11 protein-coding genes are annotated in these 19,907 nt (G+C 70.2%); 6 read left to right on the top strand and 5 right to left on the bottom strand.

The annotated features are described in order from the left end of the window. The first annotated feature begins 11 nt into the window (after nucleotides 1–11). The gene (locus J2X68_RS14945; protein WP_399039986.1) at nucleotides 12–1,937 is read left to right on the top strand and encodes a rhamnogalacturonan lyase; all 1,926 of its coding nucleotides are present in this window, start codon (nucleotides 12–14) and stop codon (nucleotides 1,935–1,937) included. A gap of 49 nt (nucleotides 1,938–1,986) precedes the next feature. Here the strand turns inward: J2X68_RS14945 and J2X68_RS14940 are convergent, their stop codons facing one another. Together J2X68_RS14940 and J2X68_RS14935 are read right to left on the bottom strand one after the other, a co-directional pair. Further along, the gene (locus J2X68_RS14940) at nucleotides 1,987–4,656 is read right to left on the bottom strand and encodes a cellulose binding domain-containing protein (protein ID WP_310433000.1); all 2,670 of its coding nucleotides are present in this window, start codon (nucleotides 4,654–4,656) and stop codon (nucleotides 1,987–1,989) included. Between the two features lie 272 nt (nucleotides 4,657–4,928). Next, on the bottom strand, nucleotides 4,929–7,844 hold the full coding sequence (locus tag J2X68_RS14935) for a glycoside hydrolase family 48 protein (protein WP_310432999.1): 2,916 nt from the start codon (nucleotides 7,842–7,844) through the stop codon (nucleotides 4,929–4,931). Nucleotides 7,845–8,109: 265 nt separating this feature from the next. On the opposite strand from J2X68_RS14935, the gene J2X68_RS14930 reads away from it, so the two are divergent. From J2X68_RS14930 to J2X68_RS14915, 4 genes are all read left to right on the top strand, one after another. Beyond that, entirely contained in the window at nucleotides 8,110–9,603 is a 1,494-nt protein-coding gene (locus tag J2X68_RS14930; protein WP_310432998.1) for a cellulase family glycosylhydrolase, read from the top strand. 138 nt (nucleotides 9,604–9,741) lie between these two features. Next, nucleotides 9,742–11,466, top strand: coding sequence for a glycoside hydrolase family 6 protein (locus J2X68_RS14925; protein WP_310432997.1), 1,725 nt, complete (start codon nucleotides 9,742–9,744; stop codon nucleotides 11,464–11,466). 312 nt (nucleotides 11,467–11,778) lie between these two features. Further along, nucleotides 11,779–12,726: a class I SAM-dependent methyltransferase gene (locus J2X68_RS14920; protein WP_310432996.1), complete on the top strand. Its 948-nt coding sequence runs from the start codon at nucleotides 11,779–11,781 to the stop codon at nucleotides 12,724–12,726. A gap of 225 nt (nucleotides 12,727–12,951) precedes the next feature. Next, a complete protein-coding gene (locus J2X68_RS14915; RefSeq protein ID WP_310432995.1) occupies nucleotides 12,952–13,671 on the top strand; it encodes an SDR family oxidoreductase in 720 nt (239 codons plus the stop codon). Nucleotides 13,672–13,739: 68 nt separating this feature from the next. On the opposite strand, the gene J2X68_RS14910 is transcribed toward J2X68_RS14915, so the two are convergent. The 3 genes from J2X68_RS14910 to J2X68_RS14900 form a co-directional block, all read right to left on the bottom strand. Beyond that, a complete protein-coding gene (locus tag J2X68_RS14910; protein ID WP_310432994.1) occupies nucleotides 13,740–14,576 on the bottom strand; it encodes an aldo/keto reductase in 837 nt (278 codons plus the stop codon). A 223-nt stretch (nucleotides 14,577–14,799) separates the two neighbouring features. Next, the gene (locus tag J2X68_RS14905; RefSeq protein WP_310432993.1) at nucleotides 14,800–16,626 is read right to left on the bottom strand and encodes an AMP-dependent synthetase/ligase; all 1,827 of its coding nucleotides are present in this window, start codon (nucleotides 16,624–16,626) and stop codon (nucleotides 14,800–14,802) included. Nucleotides 16,627–16,997: 371 nt separating this feature from the next. Further along, nucleotides 16,998–18,500 (bottom strand): MFS transporter, encoded by a 1,503-nt coding sequence (locus J2X68_RS14900; RefSeq protein WP_310432992.1) that lies wholly within the window; start codon nucleotides 18,498–18,500, stop codon nucleotides 16,998–17,000. Nucleotides 18,501–18,626: 126 nt separating this feature from the next. Here J2X68_RS14900 and J2X68_RS14895 point away from each other — a divergent pair, with 126 nt between their 5' ends. Then, nucleotides 18,627–19,661: an AsnC family transcriptional regulator gene (locus J2X68_RS14895; protein ID WP_310433091.1), complete on the top strand. Its 1,035-nt coding sequence runs from the start codon at nucleotides 18,627–18,629 to the stop codon at nucleotides 19,659–19,661. The last annotated feature ends 246 nt before the right edge of the window (nucleotides 19,662–19,907 follow it).

Below are 19,907 nucleotides of genomic sequence, written 5' to 3'. Positions count from 1 at the left end.
AGGTACGTCTCGTGCATCACCCGCACCCGCACACCCGTCCGCAGCGGGAGCCTCATCCGCACCCGGAACCCTCTTCCCGCAGGCACCGCGGACGAAGGGTCGTCCTCTCCGCGCTGACCGCCACCGCGGCCCTGGTCGGCGCCGGACTGACCACGCTCGGCGCCGGCACGGCCGAGGCCGCCACTGCCCGCCAGGTCGAGGCCCTCGACCGGGGCGTCGTCAGCGTGCACACCGACAGCGGCAACCTGGTCAGCTGGCGCTGGCTCGGCACCGACCCCGACAGCGTCTCCTTCAACGTCTACCGGGCCGGCACCAAGGTCAACGCGTCCCCGGTCACCGGCTCCACGAACTTCTTCCACTCCGGCGCCCCGGCGCAGGCCGACTACACCGTCCGCGCGATCGTGAACGGCGTCGAACAGGCCGACTCCGTCCACGCGATCCAGTTCCGCACCGGCTACAAGGACGTCCCCATCACCCCGCCGGCCGGCGGCACGACCCCCGACGGCGTCGCCTACACCTACGAGGCCAACGACGCCTCCGTCGGCGACCTCGACGGCGACGGCGCCCTGGACATCGTCCTGAAGTGGCAGCCGACGAACGCGAAGGACAACTCCCAGTCGGGCCACACCGGCAACACGGTCGTCGACGGCGTCAAGCTCGACGGAACCCGCCTGTGGCGCGTCGACCTCGGCCGCAACATCCGCTCCGGCGCCCACTACACCCAGTTCCAGGTGTACGACTACGACGGCGACGGCAAGGCCGAGATCGCCATGAAGACCGCCGACGGCACGGTGGACGGCACGGGCGCGGTCATCGGCAGTTCCTCCGCCGACTACCGCAACTCCAGCGGCTATGTGCTGTCCGGCCCCGAGTACCTGACCATGTTCAACGGCCTGACCGGCAAGGCGATGAGCTCCGTCGACTACGTCCCGGCCCGCGGCACGGTCTCGTCCTGGGGCGACTCGTACGGCAACCGGGTCGACCGCTTCCTTGCGGGAACCGCTTACCTGGACGGTTCCCGCCCCTCGCTGATCATGGCACGCGGTTACTACACGCGTACCGTGATCGCCGCCTGGGACTGGCGCAACGGCGCCTTCACCCGCCGCTGGACCTTCGACAGCAGTTCCTCCACCAACACCGGCAAGGGCTATGACGGCCAGGGCTCGCACAGCCTCTCCGTCGGGGACGTCGACGGCGACGGCAAGGACGAGATCGTCTACGGCGCGATGGCGGTCGACGACAACGGCAACGGGCTGTGGACCACGAAGACCGGACACGGCGACGCCCAGCACCTCGGCGACCTCGACCCCTCGCACGCGGGCCTCGAGTACTTCAAGGTCTCGGAGTCGACCGGCCAGCCCGCCGAGCTGTACATCGACCCGGCGAACGGCACGGTGAACTGGAAGCTGGCCGCCTGCTGCGACAACGGCCGCGGAGTCGCCGGCGACATCTGGGCGGGCAACGACGGTGCCGAGGTCTGGTCGGCCTCCGACACCTCGATCCGGGACGAGGCGGGCGCGACGAAGGGCCGGGAGCCGTCCTCCGTCAACTTCCTCTCCTGGTGGGACGCCGACCCCGTCCGTGAGCTCCTCGACGGCACCCGCATCGACAAGTACGGCACCTCCGCGGACACCCGTCTCCTGACCGGTTCGGGCGTCCACTCCAACAACGGCACCAAGGCCACCCCGTCGCTGTCCGGCGACATCCTCGGCGACTGGCGCGAGGAGGTCATCTGGCCGACCGGTGACAACACGGCGCTGCGTATCTACTCGACGCCGTACGAGACGACCACGCGCATCACGACCCTGCTCCACGACACGATGTACCGCACCGGCCTGGCCTGGCAGAACACCGCATACAACCAACCGCCGCACCCGAGCTACTTCCTCGGCAACGGCATGCCGACGGCACCCCGCCCGACGGTCTACACGCCCTGAGCGAGCGAGGGGTGCGCGTCCCGGTCCCCGGGGCGCGCACCCACGGTCGTCAGCTCACCGTGCAGCTCTGCTCACCCAGCTTGAACGCCGCCGGTTTCGCGTTCGACCCCGACCAGCTGCCCGTGAAGCCGAAGCTCACGGACGAACCGGCCGCCACGCCGGCGTTCCAGCTGACGTTCTTCGCCGTCACCGTCGCACCCGACTGCGTGTAGTCGGCGTTCCACAGTTGCGAGACCGTCTGGCCGTTGGCGAACGCCCAGTTGAGGTTCCAGCCGGACCAGGCGCTCGTGCCCGTGTTGGTGAGCTTGACGTCCGCCTGGAAGCCCCCCGACCACTGGTTGGTGATGGTGTACGTCACCGCGCAGGCCCCGGTGGGCGTGGGGTCCGTCGGGTCGGTGGGATCCGTGCCCCCGTCCCCGCCGCCCGTGTCGGAGGTGTCTCCGTAGACGACACCCCGGCCGTTCGTCGAGACGTAGACGCGGCCGTACACCCGCGGGTCACCCGTGATCGCGGCGCCCGTCCAACCCCACTGGTGGGCATCGTCGTTGACACGGGTCCAGCTCGCCCCCCTGTCCGTCGAGCGGAAGATGCCCCGCACCCCGGCGATCTCGGCGCTGGTGTACAGGGTCTGGTACGAGGCCCCGGCCGCCGCCTTGCCGAACCCGATCGTGTCGGCCTGCCCGACACCCGGCAGCTTGGTGAAGGTCGCCCCGGCATCCGTGGAGTGCCACAGCCCGTACGCCCCGTCGCTCGCTCCGCCCGCCAGCCAGACATCGCCCTTCGTGCCCGGCAGCGCCTTGAACCGCACGCTGTCCCCGGCGGGCAGGCCGGTCGCCGCGGACCCGGTGAAGGTCGCCCCGCCGTCCGAACTCACGTAGAACCTGCCCGACTTGAACCCGTAGAAGATCTTCGGGTCGACCCGGTCGGACTCGACGACCGCGCCCGCCGGGATCCCGCTCGACGCCTGCCACGAGGTGCCGAAACCGGTGGTGTACTGCACACCGGCGCCCGCCGGACTCCAGACGAAGCGACTGCCGTCCGCGGCGGCCGCGACCGTGCCGCCCCCGCTGACCCCCGAAGGGTCGGTCCCCGCGAACCAGTTGGCGCCGTTGTCCGTCGAGAACGCCACGTGCGGGCCCGAGTCCAGGTTGCCGACGCGCACCACGGTGTTCGGGTTCGTCTCGGCGTAGTCCAGGCTCGTCGTCGACGTGAAGTTCGGGGAGGTGAACATCATCGACGGCACCTTCGTCAGGTCCGTGTGACGGAAACCGCCGATGTCGCCCAGCGCACTGAGCAGCGGAGCACCGGACGGCGGAGACGCGATGTCCAGGACCGCCGTCTCCTCCAGCCCCTGCACCATCGGCTTGATGGTGAACTGGCCCCCGCTGTCCCAGTCGGCCAGGTTCTCCGTGCCGTAGAGCGTCGCCCCCGTGCCGTACATCATGCGACTGGAGTTGAACGGGTCGATCTCCAACGCCTCGGTCATCCAGCCGAGTTTGGGAGACTGCTCCGGCGGCGACGGGTTGGCGCCCCAGGTCAGCCACGGCGACGACGAGACGTCCATCGTGTACCGGTTCGCGCGGTTGGGATACGACGTGTAGTCCCAGGCCTTCGTCCAGGTGCCCCCGCTGTCCGTCGAGCGGAAGATCTGGGTGTCGGGCCACCAGGAACTGTAGGCGGTGGCCATCACGGTGCCGGGCTTCTGCCGGTCGATCGTCAGCCCGCTGAAGCCGTAGTACGTGTCGGCCTCCGCCACCGGACTGACGTCGGTCCAGGTCCCGGTCGCCGTCGCGTATCTCCACAGCCGGCCCTTGCCTCCGTCGTACGGCCCGCCCTTGTCGCTGTAGGCGATGTACAGAAAGCCGTTGACGGTATCCAGTACACCCTTGTGCGCCAGGTATCCCGTCGGCTGCCCGGCCAGGCGCGTCCAGGTCGCGCCCGCGTCCGTCGACCGGTACACCGCGTTGTCCTTGTCCGCCACGCCGACGTAGATCGTTTTCGTGGCGGCGCCCGCCGACCCCGTGGACTCGTCGAAGGTGACCCAGACGATGCCCTGGTTGTCGGAGGCGTACCCGCTGGTGTCGGTCGGATCCTGCTGGTAGTTGCCGACGTTGGGGAAGCTGGTCACCTGCGACCAGGTGACCCCCGAGTCCGTCGACCGCCACAGGCCCCTGCCGCTCGGCGCGCCCAGGTACAGCACGCTGTTCCGGCTGGGGTCGACCGCGAGCCGCTCGCCCATGCCGCGGCCGGGCATGTTGCCGCCCAGCTTGTAGGGCAGATCCGTCTTCTGCCAGCTGGCGCCCCGGTCGGCGGAGCGCAGCACGGCTCCGTTGCCCGGATCCCAGCTGTTGGTGTACGTGCCGACCGCCGCGTACACCTTGTTCGGGTCGACCGAGTCGGAGGCCAGACTCACCACGCCCGTGTGACCCCAGTCCGCCCAGCCGACCGAGTCCAGCAGGGGTGTCCAGGTCTTGCCCGACTCCTGCCAGCGGTACGCGCCGCCGATGTCGGTGCGGGCGTAGGCGAGGTTCTTCTCCTTGCGGTTGAAGACGATGCCGGGCACGAAGCCGCCGCCGTCCACCCGGGCGTTCTTCCAGGTGTACGACTCTGCGGCGAGGGCCGTCTGCGGGCTGCCGTCCGCGGCCAGTACGGGCGGACCGCCCGCGATCAGGCCGGCGGCGAGCGCCGACACGGCCATGAGGATGCGGGTTCTTCGCACGGTGGAGGTCCTTCCTCGCGAAGCCATGTGTGCGGGGGGTACGGGACGTGCGACTGCCGGGCGGCCCCCTGTGCGGTGGGGGCCGCCCGGCCTGGGCCCCGTCGTCAGGTGACGGAGCCACGCACGCGGAACCTCGAGCGACCGCGCCGACGGGCGGCGCCACCCCGCGCCCCCGGGCCCCTGAGGGCGACGAGGGCGCGGGGTGCTGCGCGACCGGGCACATCCGGCCCGCAGACGAGCACCGCCCGAGCGGCGGAGCGCTCAGCGGGGGCCTATTCGAGAAGCTCCGCGTACGAACCCATGGCCAGGGCGATGTCCGCCTGGGCCCAGAAGCGGTGGTACGTGAAGACGGGCGCGGCGCCGCCCGCGAGATAGCTCTCGATCTTCGACCAGGCCGGGTCGTTCTTGTAGAAGGACCGCAGCGAGGCGAAGGTCGAGGAGGAGTTGATCGTGTCGCCGTTCGGCATCTTGCCGCTGAAGGTGCTCGGGACGTACACGCCGTCGTCGAAGCGGTTGTAGTCGGCGCGGGTCTCCGGGACCGCGATGCCGAGCGTGTCCTGGTTGTTGGCCCACATCCCGTCCAGGAGCGCCTTCGCTGTCGTCTTCGCCTCCGTGTCACCGGACCTGGCGGCGTAGTACGTCAGGGTCTTGGCGTACGCGGCGGCCACGCCGACGTCGTTGGTGTAGTCGGCGACGGTGACGTGAAGTCCCGTGTTGGCACCGGGACTCGAGGCGTTCCAGGTGTCGGGCTGGCCCGACCACTGCAGCGTGGAGGGGATCAGGAAGCTGCCGTCCGGGTTGATCGTGGTCTTGGACAGCGCCCAGTCGACCCACTTGTCGAGGACCGCCTTGGCGCTCGCGTTCCCCGTCTGCTGGTAGTACTCGGCGACCCGCTCCATGGACCAGGCCTGGAAGCCGAACCACTGGTTGGACGGAGGGTCGTGGTAGACGGGCTGCTGGTCGTAGTACATGCCGTAGAAGGTCGACGTGCCGGTCGGCGGAGTCGCGTAGCGGCCGGCCCAGCTGTTCGTCGCCCCGCCCGCGATGGCGCCCTCACTGGACTGCAGCCAGCGGTAGAACTCCAGCTGCCGGGTCAACGACTTCGCCCAGTCCGCCTGTCCCGTCGACGACTTGGGCTTCAGGTCGGCGTAGCTGCTCAGCGCGTAGGCCGCCAGCGGGTTCTGGTAGCCGCCGTGCGTGTGACTGGAACCGATGCGCCAGGCCCAGCCCGCGCTGGTGTCGGTGGCGCCGCCCCAGGCGTAGTACCAGGACAGCAGGTAGTGCGAGGCGTCCTTGCCGGTGCCGGCCGCGCAGGCGGTCGGTCCGACGCAGTTGCCGATCTTCTTGAAGTACTTGTCGTACATCGCGTAGCGCAGGTAGTCGCCCATCTTCGCGGCCTTGCCGACGGTCGCGGAGACGTCGCTGCCCTTGCCCTGCGCCTCGGCCCAGATGTCGGCCCAGTACGCGGCCTGCACGGCCCGCGCGTCGGCGTCCGGGGCGTTGGTGAACTTCCACTGCTTGGCGTAGGAGGCGTCGCCGGTGAACAGGTCCAGATACCCGTTCGTGCCGCCGTACTTGAAGGCGTCGCAGGTCGGCTGCGGCACCGTCTCCCACACGGACTCCTGCGCGCCGCGTTGGAAGGTGTTGATGTACGACGGGCCGGTGTCGGTCGGGCCGGCCTCGCACTTGCCGGGCGCGTTGCCGTAGCCGTAGGTGTTGTCGACGTCCTGAAGCCAGTGCATACCGTAGACGTCGTCCGTGCCGTAGGCGGTCTTCAGTTCACCGGCCAGGGGATCCGTTCCCACCGACACCCCGGTGTCCAGCTTCGCCGGATACTCGTTCGGCGTGTCCAGTTCGGGCGCGTAGGTCGCCGGTTTGGACGCGTTGTAGAACGAGTTGGTCGGCTGGTCGGCGTGGGTGGGGATCATGTACTTCTCCATGATGTCCCAGGCGCCGTTGAACTTGGTCCAGTCGCCGGTGATCTTCCCGTACATCGCCTGCAGCCAGAGAAGGTAGCTGTAGGCCTCGGAGGTCGTCTCGTGCCCCTGGTCGGGGGCCTCGACGATCAGCGTCTCGACCGAGTGGTACGGGATGCCCTCGGGGGAGAAGTAGCCGTTCGCCGGGTTGGTGATCTTGCCGTAGAGGTCGAGGAAGCGGGCGTCGTACGCCTTGGTGCCCGCGATCTCGGTGGCCGTGACCGAGGCCTTCGCGTGCCCGGTGGCCGTCGACTCGAAGGTCGCGGCGCCCGTGCCGGAGGCGTTGGCCGTGATGGTCACGTTCTGGGCGGTGGCCCAGTTCGACGGCGTGAAGGTCAGACTCGCGCCGCCCGTCACCGTCAGCCCCGTGTTGCCGGCCGTGCGGGCGGTCGTGACGGTCACGTCGGCCGACGGCTGGGTCGACAGCTTCAGCGTGTACGTGCCCGTCTTGCCCTGCTGCACGGCGAGTTGGCCGGCGGAGGCGACCACGGCCGGTCCCGAGGCGACGGTGATGCCGACCGGGGTCGAGGACGCCGAGGCGCCCAGGCTGTCGTAGGCCTTGGCGACCAGTGAATGACTGCCCACGGACAATCCGGAGGCGGACAGCGTGTACGGCGCGCTCGTGTCCGTGCCCAGCAGGGTCGTGTCGTCATAGAACTCGATCTTGCTGATGGCCGCGTTGTCGGCGGCCGCGGCGGTCGCCGCGAGCGGCACCGCGTTCCCCTGCGTGTAGACGGCGCCCGCGGTCGGGCTGGTCAGCACGGTGACCGGCGGCTGGTGCGCGCCGGCGCAGGTGGTGCCGTTGACCGCGAAGCTCGCGGGAGCGGTGTTCGTCCCGCTGTAGGTGAACTGCGCGCCCGTGCCGACCGCGGCGCCGGCCGCGATCGTCCCGTTGTACGAGGCGTTGTTCACCGTGATCTGCTGACCGGACTGCGACCAGCTGCCGTTCCATCCGTTCGTCAGCTTCTGGTTGCCCGCGTACGTGTACGTCAGGGCCCAGCCGCTGATCGGGTCGGTGCCGCGGTTGGTGAGGGTCAGGTCCGCGGTGAACCCTGAGCCCCAGTCGTTGGTCTTGTAGTCCACGCTGCACTGAAGTGCGGCCGCCTGGGCGGGAGTCGTGCTCGTGGTCAGCATGGCGAGGGGGAGCGCGAGGGCCGCCAGAGCGGCGGTCCACAGGCGCCGCGCCCCGCGGCGTCTGCGTGAGGGATCCATGGTGCTGGTTCCTCCTTGCGGCTCGGAGAAGTGGGGGAGGAGCAACAAGCCTTGAACCAGTGGGAGCGCTCCCATAGTGGGGATGGGGGTCGGAACGGTCAAGGTGCTCGAAGAGTCGAAAAGATTCGACGACGGATGTTGAGGCAAAGTCAGTGACGCCTCTGTTCTTTGCCGGCGCTTGGCGCTAGCTTCGAGGCACCAGTGGGAGCGGTTCCATCAGTCGACGCGTCTGTTCACGACGCGCCTGAGCTGCAAGGAGTCGCTCATGCGACACCCCCCGCGTTCAGTACTTTTAGCCGTCACCGGCACGGTCGCGCTCGTCGCGGGCGCCCTGCTGCCGGTCGTCACGGCGCAGGGAGCCGTGCCCGCGTGCACGGTCGAGTACGCGGTCACCGGTCAGTGGGACGCCGGCTTCCAGGGCGCCGTCAAGATCACCAACAATGCGACGGCCCTGAGCGCCTGGAGCCTCACGTTCGACTTCGCGGACGGCCAGAAGGTCACCCAGGGCTGGAGCGCCAAGTGGTCCCAGTCCGGCACGACCGTCACCGCCGCGAACGAGAGCTGGAACGGCTCCCTGGGCACCGGCGCGAGTGTCAGCGCGGGCTTCATCGCCTCCACCTCGAAGACCGACGCCGTTCCGACGGCGTTCCAGCTCAACGGCACGACCTGCAACGACGCCACTGACCCGACCCCTACGCCCACCCCCACCACGCCACCCACGACGGATCCGCCGGGCACCGGTGACGGGCCGCCCGCGCTGCACGTCTCCGGCAACAAGCTCGTGGACGCCGACGGGAACCCCCGCCGTCTGCTCGGCGTGAACCGCTCCGGCGGTGAGTTCATGTGCGTCCAGGGGCGCGGCATCTGGGACGGGCCGGTCGACGACGCCGCGGTCGAGGCGATCGCCGACTGGAACGTCGACACCGTGCGCATCCCGCTCAATGAGGAGTGCTGGCTGGGCCTTTCGAACATCGACCCCGCCTATGGCGGCGCCGCCTACGTCGACGCCGTCAAGGACCTGGTGGGCCGGGTCGAGGCGCACGGCATGACGCCCGTCGTCGAACTGCACTGGAACTACGGGCAGTACACGGGCAACTCGGCCGGCTGCTCGGATGTGCACGCCGTCTGCCAGAAGCCGATGCCCGACATGCGGTACACCCCGTCGTTCTGGACCTCGGTGGCCGACACCTTCAAGAACGACCAGGCCGTCGTGTTCGACCTGTTCAACGAGCCCTATCCGGACCGCGCCACCTCCACGACCACCCAGGCGTGGCAGTGCTGGCGGGACGGCGGCACCTGTCCCGGCATCGGATACGAGGTCGCCGGTATGCAGGATCTCGTCGACGCCGTACGGGCGACCGGCGCCAGGAACGTGATCCTGGCCGGCGGGCTGGCGTACTCCAACGACCTCAGCCAGTGGCTGACGTACAAACCCACCGACCCGACCGGCAATCTCGCCGCCGCTTACCACGTCTACAACTTCAACACCTGCGCGAACGAGAGCTGCTGGAACTCCACCCTCGCCCCCGTCGCGGCCCAAGTGCCGCTCGTGGCAGGGGAGATCGGGGAGAACACCTGCTCGCACGGCTTCGTCGACCAGGTCATGAAGTGGTTCGACGACCGAGGCCTGTCGTACCTGGGCTGGACCTGGAACACCTGGGACTGCTCCACCGGTCCGTCCCTGATCTCCGGCTACGACGGGACGCCCACGGCGTACGGGGCCGGCCTGCGCGACCATCTGCGCGCACTCGACGGATAGGCGCCACCGGGAACCGTCCGCCGCGTCGATCCACCGGGCCGGAACCCGGGACGACCGACGTCGGCCGACGCTCCGTCACACCTGCCAAGAGCCACTGAGAAACGGACACCACCCGCAACCGAGAAGGAACCCGCACTCATGAGCCGTAGCAGAACAGCGGTACTCGCCGCGCTGGCGCTGGTCGCCGGCGCCTCCGGGACGGCGCTCGCGGTCGTCCCCGGAGATCCGGGCATCGCCGCCATCCCGTGCAGCGTCGACTACAAGGTGCAGAACGACTGGGGCACCGGCTTCACCGCCGCCGTCACCGTCACCAACAACTCGGCAGCGAAGTCGAGTTGGTCGGTGAAGTGGGCGTACGCGGGCACACAGAAGGTCACCAACGGGTGGAACGCGAAGATCACCCAGTCGGGGACGGCGGTCACCGCCGGCAACGAGACCTACAACGGGACGCTGGCGACCGGCGGTTCGGTCAGCTTCGGGTTCCAGGGGACCTACAGCGGCACCAACGCGGTCCCGACCACGTTCACCCTCGACGGCGTGACCTGCAACGTCGACAGCGGCACCGGCACCCCGACCGATCCCGGCACCCCGACGGACCCCGGCACCCCGTCCACCAAGGTCGACAACCCCTACGCCGGCGCCAAGGTGTACGTGAACCCCGAATGGTCGGCGAAGGCCGCGGCCGAGACGGGCGGCAGCCGCATCTCCAACCAGCCGACCGGAGTCTGGCTCGACCGCATCGCCGCCATCAACGGAGTGAACGGCGGCATGGGCCTGCGCGCCCACCTCGACGCGGCCCTCGCCCAGAAGGGCAGCGGCGAGGAAGTCGTCCAGCTGGTCGTGTACGACCTCCCCGGACGTGACTGCGCCGCCCTCGCCTCCAACGGAGAGCTCGGCCCGACGGAGATCGACAAGTACAAGACCCAGTTCATCGACCCGATCGCGGCGATCCTCGCCGACAGCAAGTACGCCGGCCTGCGGATCGTCACCACCATCGAGATCGACTCGCTGCCGAACCTCGTCACCAACACCGGCAGCAGGCCCACCGCCACCGCGGCCTGCGACACCATGAAGGCCAACGGCAACTACGTGAAGGGCGTCGGCTACGCGCTGGACAAGCTCGGCGCGATCCCCAACGTCTACAACTACATCGACGCCGGTCACCACGGCTGGCTCGGCTGGGACGACAACTTCGCCCCCTCCGCCCAGCTCTTCTACCAGGCGGCCACCGCCGAGGGCGCGACCGTCGACGACGTGCACGGCTTCATCACCAACACGGCGAACTACAGCGCCCTGAAGGAGAACAACTTCACCGTCAACGACTCGGTGGCCGGCAAGTCGGTCCGCGAGTCCAAGTGGGTGGACTGGAACCGGTACGTCGACGAGCAGTCGTACGCCCAGGCCTTCCGCAACCAGCTGGTCACCGCCGGCTTCAGGTCGAACATCGGCATGCTGATCGACACCTCCCGCAACGGCTGGGGCGGCACCGCCCGGCCCACCGGACCGGGCGCCACGACCAGCGTGGACACCTATGTCGACGGCGGCCGCTACGACCGTCGCATCCACATCGGCAACTGGTGCAACCAGGCCGGCGCCGGCCTCGGCGAACGCCCGCAGGCGGCTCCGGCCGCGGGGATCGACGCGTACGTGTGGATGAAGCCGCCGGGCGAGTCCGACGGCTCCAGCTCCGCCATCCCGAACGATGAGGGCAAGGGCTTCGACCAGATGTGCGACCCGACGTACACGGGCAACCCGCGCAACGGCAACAACCTGTCGGGCGCCCTGGCGAACGCGCCGCTGTCCGGGCACTGGTTCTCGGCCCAGTTCCAGCAGCTGATGCAGAACGCGTACCCGCCTCTGTAGGCCGGTGGGACACGCGAGCCGCTCCGTACGGCAGTCGGGTGGGACGGCGGTGATCCGCCGGGGCCGGTGGTGACCCTCCGGGGCCGCGTCGGGCCCGGCGGACGCCGGCTCCACCCGTGACGTACCCTGGCCGGCCGCTCCCGCTCGTCGGGACCGGCCGGACAGGTGCGTCGACGGGTGCGTCGACGGGTGCGTCGACAGGCGTCTCCGCTTGCCGTGGGCACCGTGCTTTTTGCCGCGCCGGCAACAAAGGTGGCCCCGGACCGGTGCGTCGGCGCACGCTGACGACACACCGGACGAGAGGCTGACACCATGGCGCACCACCCGCACGAGTCCCACGGCGACCAGCACGCCCCCGGCCCAGGCCACGCCCCCGGGCCGCAGCACGGGCACGGCCACGGGCACGGCCATGACACCGACATCGACTGGGCCGAGATGGCCCCGCACCTCGAAGCCCAGGCCGAGTTGTACATGCCCCTGTACGAGCGGGCGCTGTCCTGGCTCGGGAAGGAGGTGACCGAGCCGGGGCTGATCGTGGACGTGGGCAGCGGCCCCGGGGTCGTCTCCTGTCTGTTCGCCGAGACGTTCTCCGGCGCGCGGGTCACGGCGGTGGACGGATCAGCGCCGCTGCTGGAGCGGGCGCGACAGCGAGCCGACCGGCTCGGGTACGGCGACCGTTTCGACACCCTGGCCGGTGAACTACCGGATGTACTCGCCGAGTTGGACTACCCGGCCGATCTGCTGTGGGCCGGCCGCAGTCTGCACCACCTGGGCGACCAGCGCGCCGCGCTGGCCTCCTTCGCGGAGCGCCTCGCGCCCGGCGGCACGCTGGCGATCATGGAAGGCGGGCTGCCGACCCGGTTCCTGCCGCGCGACCTCGGCTTCGGACGGCCCGGCCTGGAGGCACGGCTCGACGCGCTCCAGGAGGAGTGGTTCGCGCGCATGAGGGCCGACCTGCCCGGCTCCGTCGAGGAGACCGAGGACTGGGCGGCGCTGCTGGGCGCGGCCGGTCTGAAGCATGCCCGCACCCGCAGCTTCCTGCTCGACCTGCCCGCGCCCGCCTCCGAACGGGCCCGCGCCTACATCGCCGCGTCCCTGTCGCGGCTGCGGGATGTCTTCGGTGACCGCCTCGACGCCGACGACCGCGCCGTGCTGGACCGGCTGCTCGACCCGCAGGACGAGGCGGGCGTGCACCGCAGGGCGGACGTGTTCGTGCTCGCGGCGCACACCGTGCACACCGCGGTGAAGCCGGTCCGGTAGCCGGTCACGGGGCCAAGTCGGCGCGACGGGGCTTGACTTGGAGAGCGCTCCAAGTGATGGACTGCGTGCCGCGCACCGTACGTCGGGCACCCTGCACCCTGCCACGAGGAGCGAGCAGTGAGCAGTGAGCACTGCGACCGACCAGTGGGCGGCGAGGTGCGAGGGGCACCACGCGGCCGACGTACGCGGCCGAGGCGCGCAGTCGACGCAATGGGGGCACACACCATGAGTAACATCTCGGGCACTTCAGATTCTCCGGTGGCGCTGATCACCGGCGGTGGCAGCGGTATCGGGGCCGCCGTCGCACGGCGGTTGCTGGACGCCGGGCACCGGGTCACGGTCACCGGCCGCGGCGAGGAGCGGCTGCGCGCCTTCGCCGCGGAACTCGGTGAGCCGAAGGGGCTGCTGACGGTGGCCGGCAACGCCGCCGACTACGACAGCGTGCGGTCGGCGGTCGACCGTACGCTCGACGCATACGGTCGACTGGACACCGTCGTCGCCAACGCGGGGACCGCCACCCACGACTCGGTCGCCGAGGGTGACCCCGCCGGATGGACCGACATGGTCCTGACGAACGTACTCGGCCCCGCGCTCCTGATCCGGGCGTCGATCGACGCGCTGAAGGAGACCCGGGGACGGATCGTGCTGATCGGCAGCGTCGCCGGTCTCGTGCCCACGCCGGGCAACATCTACGGGGCGACGAAGTGGGCCGTGACCGGTCTCGCGGAGAACACCCGCCGCCAGGTCACCGAGTGGGGGGTCGGCGTGACGCTGATCGCGCCCGGCCGGGTGGAGACCCCCTTCTGGGACGGCTACGGCAGCCTGCCGCCCGGGCATCTGCTGACCGCCGACCAGATCGCCGACTCCGTCGTGTGGGCCGTCGGGCAGCCGGCGGGCGTCGACATCAACACCGTCGTCGTACGTCCCGTCGGGCAGCCCAACTGACGGGACCGCCGACGCGTGGAGGGCGCCCCCCGGAACCCGGGGGGCGCCCTCCACGCGTACGGGAGACCTCAGCCGACGTCGAACGTCGCCGGGTCCGGACCGATGCGCCGGTCCTCGTTGAGGGCGCTGATCGCCGCCAGGTCCTCGGTGTCCAGGCTGAAGTCGAACACGTCGATGTTCTCCTTGATCCGTGACGGCGTCACGGACTTCGGGATCACGACGTTGCCGAGCTGGAGGTGCCAGCGCAGCACGACCTGGGCCGGGGTGCGGTTGTGCTTCTGCGCGATGGCCACGATCGCCGGGACCTCGAGCAGGCCCTTGCCCTGGCCGAGCGGGGACCAGGCCTCCGTGGCGATGCCCTGCTCCGCGTGGAACGCGCGCGAGGCGTGCTGCTGGAGGTGCGGGTGCAGCTCGATCTGGTTGACGGCCGGGATGACCGACGTCTCGCCGATCAGCCGCTCCAGGTGCTCCGGCAGGAAGTTCGAGACGCCGATCGCGCGCACCCGGCCGTCCGCGAGGAGCTTCTCGAACGCCTTGTAGGTGTCCACGTAGTCGTCGCGGGAGGGCAGCGGCCAGTGGATGAGGTAGAGGTCCAGGTAGTCCAGACCGAGCTTCTCCAGCGAGGTGTCGAACGCGCGGAGCGTCGAGTCGTACCCCTGGTCGCTGTTCCAGAGCTTGGTGGTGACGAAGATGTCCTTGCGGGGCACGCCGGAGGAGGTGATGGCCTTGCCGGTGCCCTCCTCGTTGCCGTAGATCGCCGCTGTGTCGATGCTGCGGTACCCGGCCTCCAGCGCGGTGGAGACCGCCTGCTCCGCCTCGTCGTCCGGCACCTGCCAGACACCGAAGCCCAGCTGGGGCATCTCCACGCCGTTGTTGAGGATGATCGGGGGGACCTTGCTGCTCACGAGCTCTTGATCCTTCGGTTGTCCGTCAAAGTGGTACTCCCATCGTCAACGATCACGGCGAGTGATGCATTCCTGACCCCCGAATTCGTCTCGGAAGCCGGTTGCGGGAGTCCGCCTTGCCCGTTTCGGTGGCCCACCGTAGGAGCCCGCCGGGGGGGGGAGAGCGGGGAAGCCCGTCGCGGGAGCCCGCCAGAAACGTGTTTCACCACACCGCCGGGATCACTCACGAGCGATACAGCGCGTCGACCTCGTTGGCGTAAGCGTTTTCGATCGCTTTGCGCTTCAGCTTGAGCGACGGGGTCAGCAGCCCGTGCTCCTCCGTGAAGGGCTGGGCGAGGATACGGAAGGTGCGGATCGACTCGGCCTTCGAGACCAGCGTGTTGGCGGCCACGACGGATCGCCGCACCTCCGCCTCCAGATCCGGGTCGTTCACCAGCTCGACCGGCGACAGCTGCGGTTTGTTGCGCATCTGCAGCCAGTGCTCGACGGCCTCCTGGTCGAGGGTGACCAGGGCGGCCACGAACGGCCGGTCGTTGCCGACGACGATGCACTGGTTGACCAGCGGATGATCACGCACCCGCTCCTCCAGCAACCCCGGCGAGACGCTCTTGCCGCCGGAGGTCACCAGGATCTCCTTCTTGCGGCCGGTAATGGTGAGGTAACCGTCTTCGTCGAGTGATCCCAGGTCACCGGTGGCCAGCCAGCCGTCGTGCAGGGTCTCGTCGGTGGCCTTGGGGTTGTTGAGGTAGCCCTGGAACACGTTTCCGCCGCGCAGCCAGATCTCGCCGTCGTCCGCGATGTGCACGGTCATCCCGGGGATGGCCTGGCCGACCGTGCCGTACCTGGTGCGTCCGGGCGGGTTGGCGGTCGCGGCGGCCGTCGTCTCGGTCAGACCGTAGCCCTCGTAGATCTGCACGCCCGCGCCGGCGAAGAACAGGCCGAGCTTGCGGTCCATGGCCGAGCCGCCGGACATGGCGTGCCGCACCCGGCCGCCCATCGCCGCGCGCACCTTGGAGTAGACGAGCTTGTCGAACAGCTGGTGCTGCATGCGCAGACCCGCCGAGGGGCCCGGCCCGGTGCCCCACGCCTTCGCCTCGATCGCCTCGGCGTAGTTCACGGCCACGTCGACGGCCTTCTCGAACGGTCCGGCCTTGCCCTCCCGCTCCGCCTTGCGGCGGGCCGCGTTGAAGACCTTCTCGAAGATGTACGGCACGGCCAGGAAGAACGAGGGTCTGAAGGCCGCCAGGTCGGGGAGCAGGGCGGCCGCGTGCAGCGCCGGCTGGTGGCCGAAGCGGACCTTGCCGCGGATCGCGGCGATCTGCACCATCCGCCCGAAGACGTGCGCGAGCGGCAGGAACAGCAGGGTCGCCGCCTCGTCGCCCTTCTTGGAGTGGAACACCGGCTCCCAGCGTTCGATGACGGTGTCCGCCTCGAACATGAAGTTCCCGTGCGAGATGACACAGCCCTTGGGCCGGCCCGTGGTGCCCGAGGTGTAGATGATCGTCGCGGTCGAGTCGGGGGTAACCGCTTCCCGGTGCCGGTGCACCACGTCGTCCTCGATGGCGGCGCCGGCGTCGTACAGCTCCTGCACACAACCCGAGTCCAGCTGCCACAGCCGTCGCAACCGGGGGAGACGGTCGATGACGGTGGCGATCGTCATCGCGTGGTCCTCGTGCTCGACGACGGCCGCCGTGCACTCGGCGTCGTAGAGCATCCAGAAACACTGCTCGGCCGAGGAGGTCGAATAGACCGGCACCACCTGGGCGCCGATCGTCCACAGGGCGAAGTCGAAGAGCGTCCACTCGTAGCGGGTACGGGACATGATCGCGACGCGGTCGCCGAAGCGGATGCCCTGCGCGAGGAGACCCTTGGCCAGGGCGAGGACCTCGTCGCGGAACTCCCCGGCGGTCACGTCCCGCCACTCGCCGCCCTCGTCCTTGCGGCCGAGAGCGACGAAGTGCGGGTCCTCCTGGGCGTGCCGGAACACGACGTCGGCCAGACCGCCCACCGGTGGTGCCAACGCCAACGGAGGGTTGGTGAACTCGCGCAAACCCGCACCCCGCTTCTCATGGCCGCACAGCGCCGTGAAAGCTACCCCACCCGACGGCGGGAGGGGAGGGGGGCGGAAGACGAGCGATGCTCTCGTCTGCGCTGGTCAGTGCCGGAAAATGGGCTCACATGGGGAAGGGTCGGACAGAAAACTGACGGAAGAGTAAGTTTCGGCACCGTAATCTCCACCGAATCTGCCCGTACCGCTTACTCGCCCGCCCCTTCCGTGGCCGTCACGGCTCGCGCCCCCCGGTCCCGCCGTCGGGACCACGGCGCCAGGCCCGCACACCGCGGAACACCGTCGAGCGGTGCATGGGGCCGAGCAGTGCATGGGGCCCAGCGGTGCATGGGGCCCAGCGGTGCGGGACGGCGTCAGGTCCGGGGTGCTGCCCCTTCCTTCGACGACGGCGCGGCCGTGGTCGTTTCCGTCGTTCCGGCCGCGGCCGCGCGTGGTGTCCTGACGAGGGCGAGGACGAGCGCCGCGGCGACCACGCCCGCGCAGCCCGCCGCCACCAGCGCCGCGTCGAGCCCCGAGGCGAACGCGGACCGCAGGGTGTGCTCGGAGAACGTGCCTCGCAAGGCACCGGCGCCCCCGCCCGCCAGCGCGTGGGAAGCGTCGTGCGGGAGCGTGCCGGTCATCCGGGAGGTCAGCACGGTCCCGAACACCGCCACCCCGAGCGCGTACCCGAGCTGCCGCACCGTGTTCACGGCTCCACCCGCCATCCCGGCCCGCGCCGGCTCCACCGCGGCCAGCGCGGCACCGGCGACGGTAGGCGCGACGAAACCGGTTCCTACGCCCACCAGCACGAACCCGGGCACCAGCGCCGTCCAGTCCGAACCTGCGCCGAGCACGGCCTGGCAGAAACAGCCCGCGCCGATCAGCAGGAGTCCGCCGCCGATGGTCAGCCGGGCAGAAACACCGTGGAACCGCTTACCCACCACGACCGCCGTGATCATGGCCGCCACCGTCATCGGCAGCAGCGTCAGTCCACCGCGCACCGGGCTCATCCCCAGCAGCGTCTGCATCCAGATGGACAGGTACGGCGTCACCCCGAACGCGACGGCGTTGAAGGCGAGCGCGCCCACCATCACCCCCACGAACGCGGGCCGGCGCAGCAGCGACAGGTCGAGCAGCGGATGCGCCGCCCGCCGCTCCGCCAGCACGAAGCACACCAGCGCGAACGCGGCGACCCCGAACGAGGTGAGCGTCGCCGACGCCGTCCAGCCGTCCTCACCGGCCCGTACGACGGCGTACGCCGTACCGCCCGCGAAGACCGCGAAGGTCGCCGTGCCCGCCCAGTCGACCCGCATCCCGCGCGGCCCCCTGGACTCCGGGACCGCCCTCAGCGTCAGCCACACCGCGACCACGCTCACCGGGAGGTTCACATAGAAGATCCATCGCCAGCCTGGCCCCTCGGTCAGCAGTCCGCCCAGCACCGGCCCGACCGCCGCGGCCGCACCGCTCACCGCGCCCCACACCCCGAGCGCGGCCGACCGCTGCCGGCCCTGGTAGACCGAGCCGAGCAGCGGCAGCGTCGTCGCCAGCATCGCGGCGGCTCCCACCCCCTGCAGGGCCCGAGCTGCGACGAGCGTGTCGGGCCCGCTCGCCAGCCCGCACAGCAGCGAGGCCGTGGCGAACACGACGACCCCCACCACGTGCAACCGGCGGCGCCCCAGGATGTCGGCCGTGGCCCCGGCCCCCAGCAACAGCGCGGCCAGCGCGAGCGCGTACCCGTCGACGACCCACTGCAGATCGCTCAACGAGGCGTCCAACGCCCGCGCCATGTCCGGCAGCGCGACGATCACGATCGTCACGTCCAGCAACAACATGAACGTGCCCAGACACACCGCTGTCAGCGGCCCCCATGTACGCATGTCCCACTCCTCGACAGTTCTTCCGCGACGGATACGAAGCGCTCCGTACGATGGACGAAGCGCGGCCGATCACCGTGGTATCCGGTGCCTCGCCGACGGAATCCGACAGGAGTGTGCGCGGTGAAGATGGATTTCCACGCCCAGGGCGGGCTGGACGGACTGGATCTCCAGTTGCTCTCGGCGCTGGAGGTGGACGGGCGGGCGTCGTTCAGCAGACTCGGCGCGGTCCTGGGCGTCTCCGACCAGACGATCGCGCGCCGCTACCGCCGGCTCAGCGCCGAGGCCGGCCTGCGGGTCGTCGCCCTCCGGGACGCCGACCGCCTCGGCCAGGACCAGTGGATGCTGCGGCTGCGCTGCGTCCCCGACAGCGCCACGGTCATCGCCGAGGCGCTCGCCAAGCGCCCCGACACCTACTGGATCGGGCTGGGCTCAGGCGGCACCGAGATCGTCTGCATGACCCGGCCCCGCCATCCCGACGACCACGACGACCTGCTCCTCGGCAAACTCCCGCGCACCCCGAGCGTCGTGGAGATCCGCGCGCAGCAGCTCCTGCACCGCTTCTACGGCGGCCCGACCGGCTGGCTGCGTAAGTTCGGCGCGTTGGACTCCGAGCAGATCGCCGCCCTCACGCCGCGCCACGACGCGAACGCGTCGGCGGGGGCGGAGGCCGGGGCCGGGGCGGGGGTGGCTGGGTCCAGGGGCGGCCCTGCGCGTATCGAACCCGAGGACGAACCCCTGCTGGCCGTCCTGGAACGCGACGGCCGCGCCACGTATCCCGAACTCCAGCGCGCCACCGGACGCTCCGAGTCCGCCGTCAAACGCCGTCTGGCCGCGCTGCTCGCCTCGGGCGCCGTGTACATCGACGTCGAATACCACTCCGAAATGCTCGGCTACCCCCTCGCCGCCGTCCTGTGGATCACCACGGCGCCCTCCGCCATGCACACGGTCGGGCAGGCGCTCGCCGGCCACGACGAGATCGCCTTCGCCGCGGCCACCGCCGGGCCCTCGCACATCGTCGTCACCGCGGTGGTGCGGGGCACGGCGGGCCTCTACGCCTACCTCAGCGGGCCGCTGGGGCGCCTGGAGGGCGTCCAGCACGTGGAGACGACGCCGTTCATGCGACGGGTGAAGCAGCTGACGTATCAGCATGCTGGGCGGTAGGCGGTAGGCGGTAGGCGGTAGGCGGTAGGCGGTAGGCGGTAGGCGCGGACGCGGGCCGGCGTTGGCGGTAGGAGGGATTCGGTATGCAATATGTCGCAGACCGCAGACCGCAGACCGCAGACCGCAGACCGCAGACCGCAGACCGCAGACCGCAGACCGTGCACTGCGGACTGCGGACTGCGGACTGCGGACCCCGGACCTGACGTTGCAGACCGGATACCGCATCCACGTGCCGCAGGTGATGCG

This window comes from Streptomyces sp. 3330 (genome assembly GCF_031456635.1).
In the GTDB taxonomy this organism is placed as follows: Bacteria; Actinomycetota; Actinomycetes; order Streptomycetales; family Streptomycetaceae; genus Streptomyces.
This window is presented reverse-complemented; position numbering and strand designations above follow the sequence as displayed.